Below are 19027 nucleotides of genomic sequence, written 5' to 3'. Positions count from 1 at the left end.
CCCTCACCGGCCCCCGTCGTTGCCGCCGGTGGCGGGCGTGTCCTTGTACCTGTCGTCCAGGCGGGCGAAGTCACCGCGCAGGGTCTCGTCGTTGGAGACCTGGCCCTTGCCCGCCGAGATCATCGGCCCCTGCAGCGTCGTGCACTTGCCCACCAGACCGTCGAGGTACGTCTTCCACGACTGGTACAGCTCGCCCTGTGCGGTGGCGCTCTCGACACCGGTGACGGCAGCGCCCTTCTGGCCCGTCTCGAACCCGGTGAGGGCCGTCCTGATCGCCGTCACCAGCTCACCGACGTCCTCGCTGCCCTTCTTCCAGACCGCCATGTCGGACTTGAGGTCCTCACCACCGGACCCGCCACCGCCGTCGGGCGCGGCACTCGCCAGCCGCATCTGCGCGTCGGCCGCGGTTCCTTGCTTGAGTCCCGCCCACTCCGTGTCGAAGGACGTCATGCTCACCCGAGCCCCCGTAACAATCTGCACATGCAATGATCGGGTGATCTTAATGCCTCGACAACGCCGCCCCTACCAGGCCGTGTTGCCCCGCTCTGCCGGTCCGGACCCGGCCACGGCCCGTAGCGGTCGGGAACAGCACGCCCGGGTCCCCCCGGTGACGGTCAGGCGACGCGCCCCTGCTTGAGCGCCGCGAGCCTGGCCTCGATCTCCGACGTCTTGCCCAGGTCGTCCAGGGACTCGAACTGCGCGTCCAGCGAGGAGGCGGCCAGCTCCTGCCGGCCCATCGCCAGGGCCTCCTCGCGCCGCACCTTCTCCTCGAAGCGGTGCAGTTCGCTCGTCGGGTCCATGACGTCGATGCTCTTCACCGCGTCCAGCATCGTGTTCTGCGCCTGCGCGGTCCTCGCGCGGGCCACCAGCTCGTCGCGCTTGGCCTGGAGCTCGGTCAGCTTGTCCTTCATCGAGTCCAGCCCCGCCTTCAGCCGGTCGACGACCTCCCGCTGGGCGGCGATCGTCGGCTCCGCCGTCTTCGCCTCCTTCTCCGACTGGAGCTGGCGTCCCAGCGCCACCTTCGCGAGGTTGTCGAACTTGTCGGCGTCCGCGCTCGCCCCCGACGCCCGCAGCTCGTCGCCCTTGCGGCTCGCCGCGAGGGCCTTGGAGCCCCACTCGGAGGCCGCCTCCACGTCCTGCGTGTGGTCCGCCTCCAGCATCCGCAGGTTGCCGATCGTCGTCGCCACGGCCTGTTCCGCCTCCGAGATGTTGTTCGTGTAGTCCCGGATCAGCTGGTCCAGCATCTTCTGCGGGTCCTCCGCCTGGTCCAGCAGCGCGTTGATGTTGGCCTTGGCGAGCTGGGTGACGCGGCCGAGGACGGTCTGCTTGCTCATGGTCGGTCTCTCCTAGTGAGGGTCAGGGTGATGGGGTGAGGGGGAGGGCGTCGCGCCGCGCCCGCCGTCAGAAGCGGCCGCCGCCGCCCATCCGGCCGCGGGTCGCGCCGCCGCCGAAGGAGCCCGGGGCCCCGCCGCCGCCCCCGAAACCGCCGCCCCCGCCCCCGAAGCCCCCGCCCCCGCCCCCGAGGCCGCCGCCCCGCAGGATCTGGCCGAGGATGATCCCGCCGAGCACGGCGCCGCCCCGGCCGCCGCCGGCGCGCCTCCCCGCGTACGGGTCCTGGTACGCCCGTACGTCCTGCTCCGCCAGCCGCTGCGCCTGCCGGGCCAGCTCATCCGCCCGCTGCGCCTGCGCCAGCGCGCCCGCCGGGTCCGCCGGGTCCGCCGCCGTCAGGGACACCGCCCGCTCCAGGTGCCGGCCGGCCTCCGCCAGACGGGTGCGGGCCTCGCTGCCGATCGCGCCCCGCGTGGTGGTGATGTAGTCCGTCGCCGCGCCGATCGCGCTGCGCGCCGAGAGCATGGCCTGGTCGAGCAGGGCCACCGCCCGCTGCCGGCCCGACTCCCGCTCCCGCACCCCCGCCAGGGCCTGGTCGAGGGCCGCGTCGGCCTCCTCCACGCGGCGCAGGGCGTCGATCGGGTCGTACCGCCCGGCCGCCGTCTCCCGCTGTACGTCGGCCAGTACGGCCTCGGCCCGGCCGATCCGCCCGCGCAGGTCCGCCGTGGAGGTGCCCTTCGCGGTGCCCGTCAGCAGCCCCCGCGCGTCGGCGAGGTCGGACTCCGTCTCGTTCAGCGCGCCCGGCAGCGCCCCGGCCGCCTCCGCCAGCTCCCGCGCCCGCCGCTCGACCGCGTCCACCAGGGTCGTGGCCTGGTCCACCGCGCTCTCCGCGGCCCGGACGTGCACGGCCGCCCTGCCGTTGTCGCCGCCCTCGACGGCCGCCCGGGCCTCGCCCAGCTCGGTCGTCGCGAACAGCAGCCGGTCCTCGGCCCGTTCGGGGTGGGAGGCCACCGGCGCGGACGCGGAGTCGGCGTACAGCCCGGCCAGCGCGGTCACCGTCGCCCCGGCCGTCGTCGTCCGCCCGGTCAGGTCGCGCACGCGCTCCTGCACGGCGGCGAGCGCCTGCGGGGCGTTCTTCTCCAGGTCGCGCAGCCGGTCGAAGTCCGCCGACTCGGCGTCGAGCCGCCGGTTCGCCTCGGTGCAGCGGGCCACGATCTCGTCCAGCATCCGGCGCCGGACCGCGTCGTCCTCCGGATGGGCGTCGTCGAGCTGCTGGCGCAGCCGGAAGGCCTGGGTGAGCTCCCCCTTGGCGTGTTCCAGGGCCGCAGTGAAGGGCCCGACCGCCTCCTCACCGAACTGGGCGGTGGCGAAACCGAGTTCCTCGGTGCTGGTGCGGATCGCGTCGTCGGTCTGCACCAGCAGCGACTTCGCCTCGGCGTCCAGCTGCGGCAGCGGCAGCCGGTCGGGTGCCCCTTCCGGCCAGCCCGGCCCGGTCGTGGCCGCGCGCCCGCCGCCGGGGCCGGCCTTCCTGCGCCTGCCGCGGGTGTACGCGTACGCCGCGAGCGCGCCGGCCGCGCCGACGGCGACCACCGGGAGCACGAAGTCCCCGGCCCCGCTCTCGCCGCTCGCCCCGCCGCCGGGATCCGCCGGGCCGGGGGTGATCGCCGGCGCGGGCACGGGCCTGCCCCCGAGCACGGCGTCGTAGCCGTTCGCCGCCCCGATCGCGGCGCCCGCCCAGTCGTTCTGCTTCAGGGCCGGCTCGATGGCGGTCCGCGCCACGGCGGCCAGCTGCTGCTCGGTGAAACCGGAGTCGACGGCGGCCGAATAGGCGTACTGGCGGGCTCCGGTTGCCACGGCCAGCAGGACGTCCTCCTGGCCCAGGCCGTTCTTCTCCGCGGTGGCGTCGGCCCAGCTCTGGGCCGAGCGCCCCGAGAAGTCGCGTACGTACGCCACGAAGAGCTGGATCCTGCGCTCGGCGTACAGCCGGTCGAGCGCGGCGGCGACGGCGGCCTCCCGGGCGCCCAGGGCCCCGACCCGGTCGGTGATCTGCCCCTGCCGGGACAGGCTCACGGGATCGTCGGCGCGCGCGGGCGCCGCCCCGGCCGGCCCCCAGCCGGCGACGGCCAGCAGCGCGGCGGCGAGGACGAGGCCGGCCCGCACCGCCGCCGCGCGGCGCGGCCCACTTCTGTTGCTGCTTCTGGGCACCCTCACATGGGGGACATTATGGGTGGTTCCGCCCTCTCGCACCCGGAGTCACGGGAGGGCGGCCGCCGAAGTCCTCCCCCTCATGCCGCTACCTGGGATCCGAGCGCCGCCCGATCTTGTTCCCCAGCCACACCAACGGGTCGTACTTGCGGTCCACCGCCCGCTCCTTCAGCGGGATCAGCGCGTTGTCGGTGATCTTGATGCCCTCGGGGCAGACCTCCGTACAGCACTTGGTGATGTTGCAGTAGCCCAGCCCGTGCTCCTCCTGGGCGGCGCGCTTGCGGTCCAGACCCGCCTCCGCCGCCGCGTCCAGGGGGTGCATGTCCAGCTCCGCCACCCGCATCAGGAAGCGCGGACCGGCGAAGGCGCCCTTGTTCTCCTCGTGGTCCCGCACCACATGGCAGGTGTCCTGGCACAGGAAGCACTCGATGCACTTGCGGAACTCCTGCGAGCGCTCCACGTCGATCTGCTGCATCCGGTACGCGCCCGGGGCCACCCCCGCCGGAGGCACGAAGGCCGGGACCTCCCGCGCCTTGCGGTAGTTGAAGGACACGTCCGTCACCAGGTCGCGCACGACAGGGAACGCGCGCAGCGGGGTGACAGTGATCGTCTCGGACCGCTCGAAGGTGGACATGCGCGTCATGCACATCAGCCGCGGGCGGCCGTTGACCTCCGCGCTGCACGAGCCGCACTTGCCCGCCTTGCAGTTCCAGCGCACCGCCAGGTCCGAGGCCTGGGTCGCCTGGAGCCGGTGGACGATGTCCAGGACCACCTCCCCGTCGTGCACCTCGACCGTGAAGTCCCGCAGTTCCCCGCCCTGCGCGTCACCCCGCCAGATCCGGAAGCTCGCGTCGTACGTGCTCATTCGTACAGCTCCTCTTCGGCGAGGTACTTGGCCAGCTCTTCCTTCTCGAACAGCGCGAGCAGGTCGGGGCGGATGGGATCGGTACGGACCCGGGTGAGCTCGATCCGGTCGGCCGCGGGATCCGCGGGCGGCGGGTCGACGGGGCGGCACAGCAGGTTCACCGGGCGCCAGCTCCGCTCCATCGCCGGGCAGTCCTCGCGGGTGTGCCCGCCCCGGCTCTCGGTGCGCTCCAGGGCCGCGCGGGCCACGCACTCGCTGACCAGCAGCATGTTGCGCAGGTCCAGCGCGAGGTGCCAGCCCGGGTTGAACTGCCGGTGCCCCTCGACCCCGGCCCGGGAGGCCCGCAGCCGCAGCGTCGCGAGCTTCTCCAGTGCCTCGGCCATCTCGCCCTCCCGGCGGATGATGCCGACGAGGTCGTTCATGGCCGTCTGGAGCTCCTGGTGGAGGGTGTACGGGTTCTCCGCGCCCTCGGCGGCGTGGAAGGGGGCCAGCGCCTCCGCGGCCGCCGCGTCGATCTCCGCCTGCGAGACGGCCGGGCGCCCGGCGGCCCCCGAGGAGGCGTCCGGCGCGGCGTACGCGGAGGCGTACTCGGCGGCGTGCAGCCCGGCCCGCCGCCCGAAGACCAGCAGGTCGGACAGGGAGTTGCCGCCCAGCCGGTTCGAGCCGTGCATCCCGCCCGCGACCTCGCCGGCCGCGAAGAGCCCCGGGACGCCGACGGTGGCCGCCGTGTCGGAGTCGACCGCGATCCCGCCCATCACGTAGTGGCAGGTCGGGCCCACCTCCATCGGCTCCGCCGTGATGTCCACGTCCGCCAGCTCCTTGAACTGGTGGTACATGGACGGCAGACGGCGGCGGATCCTCTCGGCCGGCATGCGCGTGGACACGTCGAGGAAGACACCGCCGTGCGGGGAGCCGCGGCCCGCCTTGACCTCCGCGTTGATGGCCCGCGCCACCTCGTCGCGCGGCAGCAGCTCGGGCGGGCGCCGGTTGTGGTCCGGGTCCTCGTACCAGCGGTCGCCCTCCGCCTCCGACTCGGCGTACTTCTCCTTGAAGACGTCGGGGACGTAGTCGAACATGAACCGCTTGCCCTCGGAGTTGCGCAGCACCCCGCCGTCGCCGCGCACCGACTCGGTGACGAGGATGCCCTTCACCGACGGCGGCCAGACCATGCCCGTCGGGTGGAACTGCACGAACTCCATGTTCAGCAGGGGCGCGCCCGCGAGCAGGGCCAGGGCGTGGCCGTCGCCGGTGTACTCCCACGAGTTCGAGGTGGTCTTGAAGGACTTGCCGATCCCGCCCGTGGCCAGGACGACCGCCGGGGCCTCCAGGACGAAGAAACGGCCGGACTCGCGCTCGTAGCAGAAGGTCCCCGAGACCCTCTGCCCCTCCTTGAGGACGCGGGTGACCGTGCACTCCTGGAAGACCTTGAGCCGGGCCTCGTAGTCCCCGTACTCCTTGAAGTCCTCCTGCTGGAGCTGGACGATCTTCTGCTGGAGGGTGCGGATCAGCTCCAGGCCGGTGCGGTCGCCGACGTGCGCGAGCCGCGGGTACTCGTGGCCGCCGAAGTTGCGCTGGGAGATCTTCCCGTCGGGCGTCCGGTCGAAGAGCGCGCCCCAGGTCTCCAGCTCCCACACCCGGTCGGGGGCCTCCTTGGCGTGAAGTTCCGCCATCCGCCACTGGTTGAGGAACTTGCCCCCGCGCATGGTGTCGCGGAAGTGCACCTGCCAGTTGTCGCCCTCGTTGACGTTGCCCATGGAGGCGGCGATCCCGCCCTCCGCCATCACCGTGTGGGCCTTGCCGAAGAGGGACTTGCAGATCACGGCCGTACGGGCGCCCCGCTCGCGGGCCTCGATCGCGGCCCGCAGCCCGGCGCCGCCCGCGCCGACCACGACCACGTCCCACTGCTGCCGGTCGACTTGAGCCATTTAGAAGATCCTCGGGTCGTCGAAGGTGCCGCTGGCCACCAGGTACACGTAGAAGTCGCACAGGGCCACGCTGATCAGGGAGGCCCACGCCAGCAGCATGTGGCGGGCGTTGAGCGCGCTGACCCAGCCCCAGAGCCGGTAGCGCACCGGGTGCTTCGAGAAGTGCTTGAGCCGGCCGCCCACGATGTGGCGGCAGGAGTGGCACGACAGGGTGTACGCCCAGATGAGCACGATGTTGACGAGGAACAGCACGGTCCCCAGGCCCATGTGGCCCCACGCGTAGTGCTCGTCGCGGAAGGTCAGCACCGTGTCGTAGGTGAGGATCCCGGCGACCGGGAGCGCCGCGTAGAAGAAGTACCGGTGCATGTTCTGGAAGATCAGCGGGAAGCGGGTCTCGCCGGTGTACTTCGCGTGCGGTTCGGCGACGGCGCAGGCGGGCGGCGAGGCCCAGAAGCCCCGGTAGTAGGCCTTGCGGTAGTAGTAGCAGGTCAGGCGGAAGCCGAGCGGGAAGACCAGGATCAGCAGGGCGGGGGACAGGCCCCACCAGCTGCCGAAGAGGTCCCAGTTCGGGCCGTCGCGCATCTCCTGGCAGTTCTCCGCGAGGCACGGGGAGTAGAAGGGCGAGACGTAGGGGGCCGCGTAGTAGTCGGCGTTCGCGAACGCCCGCCAGGTCGAGTAGACGATGAAGGCGAGCAGCCCGGCGGCGGTCGCGGCCGGGGCCAGCCACCACCGGTCGGTCCGCAGGTGCCTGGCCGCGATGGCGGCCCGGGAGGCGTCGTGGACGCCGCCGCCGGGCCGCTGCTGGGGTCGTTCCGTGCCTGTGGCCAAAGGGGACTCCGGGAGGAGTGATGAGGGGTGGCCCAGGAGGCCCGGCCGCGGGGCGGCCGGGCCAGATGGGGTGTGGGTCGGGGGACCCGAGAGGAAGGGACCCGAGAGGAAGGGACCGGAGAGGACGTGCGCCGTCAGGGTGCGCGGCGGTCGCGCAGACCGAGGCCCTCGTCGTCGGCGTCCTTCCACAGCGAGCTGTCGTACGGGGTGTCCGGCACCGTCACCATGCGGGACGGGTCCGGAGCGGACGCCGTCGTCGAGCTCCCCGGCTTCTGACGCCTGGCCTGCTGCTCCAGCTGCTCGACCTTGCGCGTCAACTCGTCCAGGTTGCGCCGTACGGCACTCAGATCGTCTTGCAGGGACATGATTTGCCCTCACTTCCGCCGGACTGCGGTGGCAACGCTCATGTGCGCCTGCGAGTGTCGCGCCTCCCGTCCCCCCTTGTGAAGGGACGTGCAGCGATTGCGGGCGCGCAGGCGTGAACCGTGCGCCCCTCCCTGCCCCCATTCTCATCCCTCTCCCGGGGGACCGCCCCTCGGCCACGCACAGGGGATTGGTCCGCACGGGTGGGGTTCGCGGCGTGGCGAGAGGCGGCTGCGAAACGTGCGGCGGGCCGTCGATTTCAGTGGGTTCCGGCAACCGGTGTGATCAGCTCCAAATACCGCCGAACGTGATCATGCTTCCCCCACGCCCCGCCCCGGAGGTACGACCCATGTCCCAGAGAAGGCGCAGGTCCTTGGCGCTCCTGACCTCGGGAGTCCTCGCACTGCCACTGCTCACGGGCTGCGGCGCGGGTGACGACGAGGGCGGACCGGCCGCGGCGGGGCCGGACATCGCCGCGACCGCCCGCGACCAGATCGCGGACGGGGGAGTGCTGCGCTGGGCGGTGGACACCCTCCCCGACACCCTGAACACGTTCCAGGCCGACGCGGACGCGACGACCAACCGGATCGCCGGGGCCGTGCTGCCCCAGCTGTTCGTACTGGACGCCAAGGGCCGGCCGGTGGCCAATCCCGACTACCTGGAGAAGGCCGAGGTCGTCGAGCGGGAGCCCAAGCAGGTCGTCCTGTACAAGCTGAACCAGCAGGCGGTCTGGAGCGACGGGCGCGAGGTCGGCGCGGCCGACTTCGTGGCGCAGTGGCGGGCGCTGAACGGCAAGGACTCGGCGTTCTGGACGGCGCGCAACGCCGGCTACGACCGGATCGAGAAGATCGAGAGGGGCAAGAGCGACCTGGAGGTCAAGGTCACCTTCGCCAAGCCGTACTCCGACTGGCGCTCCCTGTTCACCCCGCTCTACCCCAAGCAGGTGATGGGCACCCCGGAGGCCTTCAACGAGGGCGCCCGCGGCGCGCTGAAGGTCACCGCCGGCCCCTTCGCGCTCGGGGCGATCGACAAGAAGACCGGCACCGCGGCCCTGACCCGCAATCCGCGCTGGTGGGGCCGGCCCGCCAAGCTGGACACGCTGGTCCTGACGGCGGTGCCCCGGGCCGAGCGCCCGGCCGCGCTGGCCGCCGGGAAGCTCGACATGGCGGAGATCGACCGGGCGGGCGCCGACCGGATCGCCCTGGCCCGCCGCGACGCCTCCGGCCAGGGCGGCAAGGGTGCGGGCGGGGCCCCCGCCCACGGTCCGGCGGCCGCGCTGACCCCGGCGCAGGCCACCCTGTCGTGGGCGATCGCCTTCGGCACGGACGAGGGCAAGGCCACGGCCGAGCAGGAGAGCCGTCACAAGCACCTGGAGGCGGTGAAACGGTACGCCGACGAGCAGGCGGCCCTGCGCGGCTTCACGGTGCGCAAGTCCCTGGAGCCGGCCTACACGCAGCTCGCCATGAACGGCGCGTCCGGCCCCCTGTCCGACGAGCGGGTGCGCCGGGCGGTCGCCCGGGCCCTGGACCGCAAGGAGCTGGCCGAGCTCGTACTGAAGCCGCTCGGCCTGCCCGCGAAGCCCGTCGGCAGCCACCTCGCCCTGGCCGGGCAGCGGGCGTACGCCGACAACAGCGGCGCCCTCGGCGGCCAGGACACCCAGGCGGCCCAGGCCCTGCTCGCGGACGCGGGCTGGCGCCGGGGCGGCAAGCTCACCGAGCCGGCGGGCGCCAAGGCCGGTCCGCAGAGCGGCGCGGAGGGCTCCGGGGAAGCGAAGCAGGACGACGGGAAGACCCCGTCGGGCCCGGGCACCGGGAACGACGGCCTCTACATCGTGGGCCAGGAGGACGGGGCCAACGGCGACCTGCGGTCCGCGACCGGGCAGCTGCCGAAGGTCCGCCCGGCGGGCAAGCCCGGCGCCCGCAGCGACCACGGCGGCACGCACGGCAGCCGCCCCGAGGGCCCCGAGGGGCACAGCGGCGACGGAGCCCTCGCCGGGGCGCCGGTGTACGGCCCGGACGGGGAGATCGTCGACGCCGACGCCTTCGCCCGGGGCGGTCCGCAGGACGGCGCCTCCCCGGTCCTGGCCCCCGCCCCCTTCGCGGCCCAGCAGGAGGCCGCCCTGCTGGCCCAGGCCGGCCGGCTGGCCGCCGGCGACGACCACAAGCGCGGCCCGGTCCTCGACGGTGACGCCGGCGAGCCCGCCAAGGCCACCCCGGCCCCGGCCAAGCAGGCCACCCGCACCTCGGGCTCCATGCTCGCCAAGGACGGCAAGGCGCTCACCCTGCGCTTCGTCCTCCCGTCCGGCCCCGGCTCGGAGGCCCTGCGCACGGTCGGCGACCGGATCGCCCAGATGCTCCGCAAGGTCGGCGTGAACACCGAGATCACCAAGGTGGCCGACGACAGCTTCTTCAAGGACCACGTCGCCTCGGGCCAGTACGACCTGGCCCTGTACTCCTGGCCCGCCACGGCCTATCCCGCCACCGACGCCCGGCCCATCTTCGCCAAGCCGGAGCCGGCGGCGGACGGCTCGCTCCTCGTCGAACAGAACTACACCCGGGTCGGCACCGACCACATCGACCAGCTCTTCGACCAGGCCCTGGGCGAGCTGAACGAGGAGCAGTCCCGCGAGCTGATGCGCAAGGCCGACGCCCGGATCTGGGCCGCGGCCGGCTCCATCCCCCTCTACCAGCGCCCGGAGCTGGTGGCCGTCAAGCCGAGCCTGGTCAACGCCGGCGCCTTCGGCCTCGGCGCCCCCCGCTACCAGGACATCGGCTGGAAGAAGCCGCAGGCCGCCCGGGACAAGAACAGGAAGTAGGCGGGGAGGACCGGGTCCCCCGGGGAAACCCCGGGAGGCCCGAGGAAGCCAGGGGGAGAAGATGTGGTGACAAAGGGGTGACTGTCGCCGTGACCGGCGGGTATCAACCTCAGATGTGACTCAAGTCCCTTGCCCGCCGAATCCCCGGCGGGCAAGGTCGTGGATACCCGTTGACCCGCATGATTACAGGCAGGAACGGCGGTCGGGGCACCCCACGCACCACCCGGCCGCGCTCAGTCGTCCGGCCTCTTGACAGACCCCCCGGCATGCAGTTCCCGCTGCGCGACGTACCATGGGGTAAGGCCGTGGCAGGTTTTCGCCCGGTCGAGGCGCGCGTGCCGGACCGTACGCGACGCCATCCACGATCCCGGGAGAAGCGCCGAAGTGCCCACGCGCCACGACATCCGTAACGTCGCCATCGTCGCCCACGTCGACCATGGCAAGACGACCATCGTCGATGCCATGCTCAAGCAGGCCGGTGCCTTCGCCGCCCACCAGCACCTCGACGACCGCATGATGGACTCGAACGACCTGGAGCGTGAGAAGGGCATCACGATCCTCGCCAAGAACACGGCGGTGAAGTATCACCCCAAGGACGGCGGGGCCCCGATCACGATCAACATCATCGACACCCCCGGCCACGCCGACTTCGGTGGTGAGGTCGAGCGCGGTCTGTCGATGGTGGACGCCGTCGTCCTGCTGGTGGACGCCTCCGAGGGTCCGCTGCCCCAGACCCGCTTCGTCCTGCGCAAGGCCCTGCAGGCGAAGATGCCGGTCATCCTCTGCATCAACAAGACCGACCGTCCGGACTCCCGGATCGACGAGGTCGTCAACGAGACGTACGACCTCTTCCTCGACCTGGACGCGGACGAGGACCAGATCGAGTTCCCGATCGTCTACGCCTGCGGCCGTGACGGCGTCGCCTCGCTGACCAAGCCCGAGGACGGCACCGTCCCCGCGGACAGCGACAACCTGGAGCCGTTCTTCTCCACCATCCTGGAGCACGTCCCCGCCCCGGTGTACGACGAGGAGGCCCCGCTCCAGGCCCACGTCACCAACCTGGACGCCGACAACTTCCTCGGCCGCATCGCGCTCGTCCGCGTCGAGCAGGGCGAGCTGCGCAAGGGTCAGACCGTCGCGTGGATCAAGCGTGACGGCACCATCTCGAACGTCCGCATCACCGAGCTGATGATGACCGAGGCGCTCACCCGCAAGCCGGCCGAGGTGGCGGGCCCGGGTGACATCTGCGCGGTCGCCGGTTTCCCCGACATCATGATCGGCGAGACCCTGGCCGACCCGGAGAACCCGATCGCCCTGCCGCTGATCTCGGTGGACGAGCCGGCGATCTCCATGACCATCGGCACGAACACCTCGCCGCTGGTCGGCCGCGGTGGCACGGGCAAGGGCGCGGACGCCAAGTCCGCGGTCAAGGACCGCAAGGTCACCGCCCGCCAGGTCAAGGACCGCCTCGACCGCGAGCTGGTCGGTAACGTCTCGCTGCGCGTCCTCGACACCGAGCGTCCCGACGCCTGGGAGGTCCAGGGCCGCGGTGAGCTCGCGCTCGCCATCCTGGTCGAGCAGATGCGCCGCGAGGGCTTCGAGCTCACCATCGGCAAGCCGCAGGTCGTCACGCAGGAGATCGACGGCAAGGTGCACGAGCCCGTCGAGCGCATGACGATCGACGTCCCCGAGGAGCACATGGGCGCGGTCACGCAGCTCATGGGCGTCCGCAAGGGCCGCATGGACAACATGTCGAACCACGGCTCCGGCTGGGTCCGCATGGAGTTCGTAGTCCCGTCGCGCGGTCTGATCGGCTTCCGCACGGAGTTCCTGACGGGTACGCGCGGTACCGGTATCGCGCACTCCATCCACGAGGGCTACGAGCCGTGGTTCGGCCCGCTGGTGACCCGTAACAACGGTTCGCTGGTCGCGGACCGCGCGGGCTCGGTCACGCCGTTCGCGATGATCAACCTGCAGGAGCGCGGCGTCCTGTTCACCGACCCCGGCACCGAGGTGTACGAGGGCATGATCGTCGGCGAGAACTCGCGCTCCGACGACATGGACGTGAACATCACCAAGGAGAAGAAGCTCACCAACATGCGTGCGGCTTCCGCGGACAACACCGAGAACGTGGTGCCGCCCCGCAAGCTCTCCCTGGAGCAGTCCCTGGAGTTCTGCCGCGACGACGAGTGCGTCGAGGTGACCCCGGAGGCCGTCCGCATCCGCAAGGTCGTCCTGGACCAGAAGGAGCGCTCGCGCACCGCGTCGCGCGCCAAGTCCGCCAAGTAGCCCCAGGCGCACGCGCGTTCCAGGCGTCGTAGGCACGTAGGACCCACCACGGCCACCCCCGGCTTTGCTCGGGCGGTGGCCGTAGTGGTCGAATCACCCGCAAAACACAGCAGCCCCGCCCCTCACGACGTCCGTGAAGGGAGGGGCTGTTCGCTTTTGTCAAGCGGATTTTTGCGTTCTAGTGTCCGCATACCGACCGTGACACTCCGGAAGATGAGCTAACCGTCCGTTTCGCACGTGTCTGTCTCCTATCCGTTTGTCCGGATTTCGGGTTTCTGACGGGGATCGATGTTGTGAAAACGAGACCACTTAAGTGTGGTTTACGGCCTGACCGTCCCCGAGGATGGCTCCATTGAGCTCGGGTCAATGGGTCACGCGCTGTGGGGAGCGCGCCGACTCACGAGCACACTATGGGCAGGAATCCGCTCGTCGTCAGGGGTGTCGACGAGGTTTCTCTGCCCCTCAAGTCGATCAGTGGACTCATGAGGAGGAAACCCATGCGCGGTGCCAAGAGCGCCAAGTGGGTCGTGGGCGCGGTTGTCGTCGCCCTGGCCGCTACTGCCTGTGGCGGCAGTGACGGTGACAGCAAGGACAAGGGCAGTGCCGCCGCCGGCGGCACGTTCCGGATGGGCAGCACCGAGCCGGACACCATCGACCCGGGGCGTGCCCACGAGTCCACGGGCATCCTGCTGGCCAACGCCCTGTTCACCGGCCTGTACGGAAACACGCCGGACGGCCTGGCCGAGCCGGCGCTCGCCGAGTCGGCGACGTCCGACGAGGGTTGCACGTCCTGGACCTTCAAGATCAAGCCGGACACCAAGTTCTCCAACGGCGAGGTCGTCAACGCCGAGTCGTTCGCCCGTGGCTGGGCCCGTGCCGCGCACAAGGCCGCCGCCTCCGACGTGGCGTACCACTTCGCGGGCATCAAGGGCTACGAGCAGCTGCAGGACGGCTCCGCCAAGACCTTCAGCGGTGTCACCACCCCGGACGCGAACACCCTCAAGGTGGACCTGTCCAAGGCGGACTGCGAGTTCGTCCTGAAGACGGCGCACAACGCCTACAGCCCGGTTCCCTCGACGGCCAAGGTCGGCGAAGAGGACAAGGCCTTCGGCGAGGCCCCCATCGGTAACGGTCCGTTCAAGATGGACGGCACGTGGGAGCACAACAAGGCGATCAACCTGGTCCGCAACGACGGTTACGGTCTGCAGAAGGCCTCCCTCGAGAAGGTCCAGGTCACGCTGCTCAACGACAAGACCGCGCACCAGCTCGAGTACGACGGCTTCCAGGCCGGCACCTTCGACTACGCGCACATCCCCGTGCCGATGCTGAAGACCGCCGAGGCCAAGTTCAAGGCGCAGAACAAGTGGTTCGCCAAGGACACCAACGGCATGAACTTCATCCTGCCGATCGGTGACAACGGTCCGACCGCCTCCAAGGACGCCCGTCTGGCGATCTCCTACGCGATCGACCGTCAGGCCGTCGCCAAGGGTGTCTTCCAGGGCTTCCAGACCCCGTCGACGACCATCGTGCCGCCGGCGTTCCCGAAGGCGTACCAGAAGGACCTCTGCGTCTCCTGCATCAAGCAGGACCCCGCCAAGGCCAAGGAGCACGCCGAGAAGGCGGGCCTGAAGCCCGGCAGCGAGCTCAAGTTCAGCTTCAACACCGGTGCGGGCCACGAAGAGTGGGTCCAGGCCTTCGCGAAGCAGATCGAGGACGTCCTCGGCGTCAAGGTCAAGCTGGACGGCAAGGACTTCCCGGGCATGCTCAAGGAGCAGCAGGGTTCCCAGGCCACCGGTGTCTACCGCTTCGCGTGGGGCGCCGACTACCCGACCCCGGAGAACTTCCTCTTCCCGCTCCTGCACTCGTCTTCCATGGCGAAGGACGCTGAGGGCAACGTGACCGGTGACAACCGCGTCCGTTACAACAACCCGGAGTTCGACAAGCTGATCGACACGGCCCGCGCCACCAAGGACGAGGCCGCTCGCATCAAGATGTACCAGCAGGCCGAGAAGATGGCCATGGACGACATGGCGCTCATCCCGACCTTCAACCGTTCCCAGTTCCGCCTGATGGCGACCGACAAGTTCAACGGTCTGGACGACATCAACTTCAACGAGGACCCGATCCTCGAGAAGATCTCGCTCAAGAAGTAATCGGTTCGGACGGTATATCCGTCAGGAGCGAACGTGCCGCGGCCCCCGGGTGACCGGTGGGCCGCGGCCCCGCTCGGCAGGCCGTTTTCACTTCGGCACCCCTCACATCCGCGGGCAACCCCCGCACGCCGAGAGCCGGCCCGTTCCTTGGGCTGGAGGCCGCTGCTCCCAGAAGTGGCCAGGTAGAGAGGCAAAACATGGGAAGGTACGTCGCCCGTCGCCTCGGGCAGATGGTCATTGTCCTCATAGGCGCGACCATGGTTCTGTTCGCGTGTCTGTTCGTACTCCCCGGCGATCCCGTGGGTTCGATCGCGGGCAGCGACAAGGCACGTGACCCCGCAGTGGTCGCGGAACTCAAGGCGCGTTACGGGCTCGACAAGTCGTTGCCCGAGCAGTACGTGAACTACGTCGCGAAGGTCGCCACCGGCGACCTCGGTGAGGACTTCGTGCAGCGCCGCGAGGTCTCCGAGATCCTCGCCCCCAAGCTTCAGAACACGGCGAAGCTGGCCCTGCTGGCCATCGTCCTCGTCACGGTGTTCGGCATGGGCGTGGGCATCATCGCCGCGCTCTACAGATACAGCATTCTCGACATGGTCACGACATTTTTTACGACCATGGCCGTGGGCTTCCCGACCTTCGTGATCGGCATGCTGCTCATGAAGTACTTCGCCGTGGAACTCCAGTGGTTCCCGCAGCTCGGCGGAGACAAGCTCGAAGGCATGGTCCTTCCGGCGATCACCCTCGCCATCACCGACATCGCCTTCGTCGCCCGCCTCACCCGCGGCACGATGCTGGAGGTGCTGCGCGCGGACTACGTGAAGACCGCCGTGGCCAAGGGACTTCCGCGCCGCCGCGTGCTGTTCAAGCACGTGCTGCGCAACTCGTCCATTCCCGTGGTCACCTACCTGGGCATTTCGTTCGGCGCGCTTCTCGGTGGTGCCCTCATCACCGAGGCGATCTTCAACTGGGACGGTGTCGGTCTGGCACTGGTTCAGGCGATTCAGCAGCAGAACAACCCGATCGTGATCGGTGTCGTGACCTACAGCGTCGCGATCTTCGTCGTCCTCAGCCTCATCGTGGACCTGCTGTACGCGGCCCTCGACCCGCGTATCCGCCTCAGCTGACCGCCCCCCAAGGAGGATTTCCTCATGTCTGAGCTCGCAACGAGCCCGGCGATCGGGGACGAGAACCCCGTGTCGCCCGCTTCGGCCCCCGCCGAACCCGCACCCAAGCAACTGAGCCAGTGGGGCGAGATCCGCCACCGCTACGTCCAGAACAAGCTGGCCGTGGTCGGTCTCGTGATCATCACCCTGCTGTTCCTGACCGCGGCGTTCGGCGACATGTTCGCCCCGTTCGACCCGTCGGCACAGGACCTGGAGAACACGCTCGCCTCTCCCAACGGCACGCACTGGATGGGTACCGACGCCCTGGGCCGCGACATGTTCTCGCGCCTCATAGCCGGCACCCGCGTCGCCATGTTCGTCGGCCTCGCCTCGATCTTCTTCGCGGTGCTGATCGGTGTCGCCCTCGGCGCCATCGCCGGTTACTTCGCCGGCTTCGCCGACACCCTGGTCATGCGCATCGCGGACGTCTTCCTCGCGTTCCCGCTGATGATCGGCGCCGTCGTCATCATCCTGGTCACCGGCCGCGGCATCACCCCGGTGATCATCTCGCTGGCGATCTTCTCCTGGGCGACCGTGTCCAGGCTGCTGCGCAGCTCGATCCTGTCGGTGCGCGAGATGGACTACGTCCACGCGGCCAAGGCGCTCGGCGCCGGCGGCTGGCGGATCGTCCGTACCCACATCCTGCCCAACTCGCTGACCGCCGTGCTGGTCTACGCGACCTTCAACGTCGGCACCACGATCATCGGTGTGGCGGCGCTGTCCTTCCTCGGCGCCGGCGTTCCCGTCGACGTCCCGGAGTGGGGCAACATGCTGGCGGCCGGGCAGGCCTTCATCGGCGTCAATGACTACCTGTGGGTGTACCCCAGCCTGTTCGTCGTCGTCACCGTGCTCGGCTTCGCCTTCGTCGGCGACGGCCTGCGTGACGCGCTCGACCCGAAGCTCCGGTAGGGCCGCCCGATGCCCCGAGACAACATCAGCAAGCAGGACGAAGGTGGCGGCGTGACCACGTCGGAGATTCTCAGCGTTGCGGAGACGGGTGGCCGGTCCACCGCGCCGCTGCTGGAGGTGGACAACCTCCAGGTCGAGTTCAAGACCCGTGACGGGGTCGCCAAGGCCGTCAACGGCGTGAGCTACAGCGTCAACTCGGGCGAGACCCTCGCGGTGCTCGGCGAGTCCGGCTCCGGCAAGTCCGTCACCGCTCAGGCGATCATGGGCATCCTCGACAGCCCGCCCGGACGGATCGCCGGCGGCGAGGTGCGCTTCCACGGCAAGGACATCCTCAAGATGTCTGACGAGGAGCGCCGCAAGCTCCGCGGCAACAAGATGGCGATGATCTTCCAGGACGCGCTGTCCTCCCTGAACCCGGTCTACTCGGTGGGCGACCAGCTCGGCGAGATGTTCCGGGTCCACCGGGGCATGTCCAAGAAGGACTCGAAGGTCAAGGCCGTCGAGCTCATGGACCGCGTGAAGATCCCCGCCGCCAAGGCGCGCGTGGGCGACTACCCGCACCAGTTCTCCGGCGGTATGCGCCAGCGCATCATGATCGCCATGGCGCTGGCCCTGGAGCCCGACCTGATCATCGCCGACGAGCCCACCACGGCTCTCGACGTGACGGTCCAGGCCCAGGTCATGGACCTCCTCGCGGAGCTCCAGCGCGAGATGAACATGGGCCTGATCCTGATCACCCACGACCTCGGCGTCGTCGCCGACGTCGCGGACAAGATCGCGGTCATGTACGCGGGCCGCATCGTCGAGACCGCCCCGGTCCACGAGATCTACAAGCGCCCGTCCCACCCGTACACCCGCGGCCTGCTCGACTCGATCCCGCGCCTGGACCAGAAGGGCCAGGAGCTCTACGCGATCAAGGGCCTGCCGCCCAACCTGCTCCGCATCCCCGCGGGCTGCGCCTTCAGCCCGCGTTGCCCCAAGGCGCAGGACATCTGCCGTACGGAGATCCCGGTCCTGCACCCGGTCACCGAGCAGGACGGCACCGAACTGCCCGGCCGCGGCAGCGCGTGCCACTTCTGGAAGGATCAGATCCATGGCTGAGCTCACCAAGAACGCCTCCGGGCGCGAGCCGATCCTCCAGGTCCGCAACCTGGTCAAGCACTTCCCGCTGACCCAGGGCATCCTGTTCAAGAAGCAGGTCGGCGCCGTCAAGGCGGTCGACGGCATCTCCTTCGACCTGTACCAGGGCGAGACCCTCGGCATCGTCGGCGAGTCCGGCTGTGGCAAGTCCACGGTCGCCAAGCTCCTGATGAACCTGGAGCGGGCCACCGCGGGTGAGGTGCTCTACAAGGGCGAGGACATCAGCCGGCTGTCCGGCAAGGCCCTCAAGGCCGTCCGCCGCAACATCCAGATGGTGTTCCAGGACCCGTACACCTCGCTGAACCCGCGCATGACGGTCGGCGACATCATCGCCGAGCCGTACGAGATCCACCCCGAGGTGGCTCCCAAGGGCGACCGGCGCCGCAAGGTCCAGGAGCTCCTGGACGTCGTGGGCCTGAACCCGGAGTACATCAACCGCTACCCGCACCAGTTCTCCGGCGGCCAGCGCCAGCGCATCGGCATCGCCCGCGGCCTCGCGCTCCAGCCCGAGATCATCATCTGCGACGAGCCGGTCTCCGCGCTCGACGTGTCGGTGCAGGCGCAGGTCATCAACCTGATGGAGAAGCTCCAGGACGAGTTCAACCTCTCCTACCTCTTCATCGCGCACGACCTGTCGATCGTCCGGCACATCTCGGACCGCGTGGGCGTCATGTACCTGGGCAAGATGGCCGAGATCGGCACGGACGCCCAGATCTACGAGCACCCGACGCACCCGTACACGCAGGCGCTGCTGTCGGCCGTCCCGGTCCCCGACCCGGAGGCCCGCGAGGGCCGCGAGCGGATCATCCTCACCGGTGACGTCCCGTCGCCGGCCAACCCGCCGTCGGGCTGCCGCTTCCGCACCCGCTGCTGGAAGGCGCAGGACAAGTGCTCCACCGAGGAGCCGCTGCTGGCGATCCCGGAGCGCTTCAAGGGCCAGGACACCCCGGCCGCGCACGACTCGGCGTGCCACTTCGCGGAGGAGAAGGCCATCCTGGCCGTCTGACCCGCGAACCGCACGTTCCCACGGCCGGTCCCCGGCG

General features: G+C 70.2%; 14 protein-coding genes. 7 read left to right on the top strand and 7 right to left on the bottom strand.

Going from position 1 to position 19027, the window contains the following annotated elements:
- Positions 1-3: 3 nt before the first annotated feature.
- The 7 genes from ACF059_RS02765 to ACF059_RS02735 all read right to left on the bottom strand — a co-directional run bounded on the left by ACF059_RS02765 (position 4) and on the right by ACF059_RS02735 (position 7517).
- Complete coding sequence (locus ACF059_RS02765; protein WP_392050444.1) at positions 4-456, bottom strand: hypothetical protein; 453 nt, start codon at positions 454-456, stop codon at positions 4-6.
- A 158-nt stretch (positions 457-614) separates the two neighbouring features.
- Complete coding sequence (locus tag ACF059_RS02760) at positions 615-1334, bottom strand: PspA/IM30 family protein (RefSeq protein WP_392050441.1); 720 nt, start codon at positions 1332-1334, stop codon at positions 615-617.
- A gap of 67 nt (positions 1335-1401) precedes the next feature.
- Positions 1402-3459, bottom strand: a complete 2058-nt coding sequence (locus tag ACF059_RS02755; protein WP_392053002.1) for a TPM domain-containing protein — start codon at positions 3457-3459, stop codon at positions 1402-1404.
- A 163-nt stretch (positions 3460-3622) separates the two neighbouring features.
- Positions 3623-4399: a succinate dehydrogenase/fumarate reductase iron-sulfur subunit gene (locus tag ACF059_RS02750; protein ID WP_361944744.1), complete on the bottom strand. Its 777-nt coding sequence runs from the start codon at positions 4397-4399 to the stop codon at positions 3623-3625.
- Complete coding sequence (locus ACF059_RS02745) at positions 4396-6324, bottom strand: fumarate reductase/succinate dehydrogenase flavoprotein subunit (protein ID WP_392050437.1); 1929 nt, start codon at positions 6322-6324, stop codon at positions 4396-4398. Before ACF059_RS02745 ends, ACF059_RS02750 begins: the two co-directional genes overlap by 4 nt.
- Entirely contained in the window at positions 6325-7152 is an 828-nt protein-coding gene (locus ACF059_RS02740) for a hypothetical protein (RefSeq protein ID WP_361944750.1), read from the bottom strand.
- Between the two features lie 134 nt (positions 7153-7286).
- Positions 7287-7517, bottom strand: coding sequence for a hypothetical protein (locus tag ACF059_RS02735; RefSeq protein ID WP_366866510.1), 231 nt, complete (start codon positions 7515-7517; stop codon positions 7287-7289).
- A gap of 347 nt (positions 7518-7864) precedes the next feature.
- On the opposite strand from ACF059_RS02735, the gene ACF059_RS02730 reads away from it, so the two are divergent.
- The 7 genes from ACF059_RS02730 to ACF059_RS02700 all read left to right on the top strand — a co-directional run bounded on the left by ACF059_RS02730 (position 7865) and on the right by ACF059_RS02700 (position 18990).
- Positions 7865-10330 (top strand): ABC transporter substrate-binding protein, encoded by a 2466-nt coding sequence (locus ACF059_RS02730; protein WP_392050432.1) that lies wholly within the window; start codon positions 7865-7867, stop codon positions 10328-10330.
- Positions 10331-10714: 384 nt separating this feature from the next.
- Positions 10715-12619, top strand: a complete 1905-nt coding sequence (typA, locus tag ACF059_RS02725) for a translational GTPase TypA (protein ID WP_366866508.1) — start codon at positions 10715-10717, stop codon at positions 12617-12619.
- Positions 12620-13116: 497 nt separating this feature from the next.
- A complete protein-coding gene (locus ACF059_RS02720; protein ID WP_392050429.1) occupies positions 13117-14772 on the top strand; it encodes an ABC transporter substrate-binding protein in 1656 nt (551 codons plus the stop codon).
- Between the two features lie 197 nt (positions 14773-14969).
- Positions 14970-15896, top strand: coding sequence for an ABC transporter permease (locus tag ACF059_RS02715; RefSeq protein ID WP_360900751.1), 927 nt, complete (start codon positions 14970-14972; stop codon positions 15894-15896).
- Positions 15897-15920: 24 nt separating this feature from the next.
- On the top strand, positions 15921-16844 hold the full coding sequence (locus ACF059_RS02710) for an ABC transporter permease (protein WP_392050427.1): 924 nt from the start codon (positions 15921-15923) through the stop codon (positions 16842-16844).
- A gap of 51 nt (positions 16845-16895) precedes the next feature.
- A complete protein-coding gene (locus tag ACF059_RS02705) occupies positions 16896-17945 on the top strand; it encodes an ABC transporter ATP-binding protein (protein ID WP_366866504.1) in 1050 nt (349 codons plus the stop codon).
- Positions 17938-18990 (top strand): dipeptide ABC transporter ATP-binding protein, encoded by a 1053-nt coding sequence (locus ACF059_RS02700; protein WP_366866503.1) that lies wholly within the window; start codon positions 17938-17940, stop codon positions 18988-18990. Before ACF059_RS02705 ends, ACF059_RS02700 begins: the two co-directional genes overlap by 8 nt.
- Positions 18991-19027 lie beyond the last annotated feature (37 nt).

Origin of the sequence: Streptomyces sp. NPDC016562 (assembly GCF_043076955.1) — a bacterium.
GTDB lineage: Bacteria > Actinomycetota > Actinomycetes > Streptomycetales > Streptomycetaceae > Streptomyces.
The sequence above is the reverse complement of the archived record's forward strand: the minus strand, read 5'-3'. Positions and strand labels throughout refer to the sequence as shown.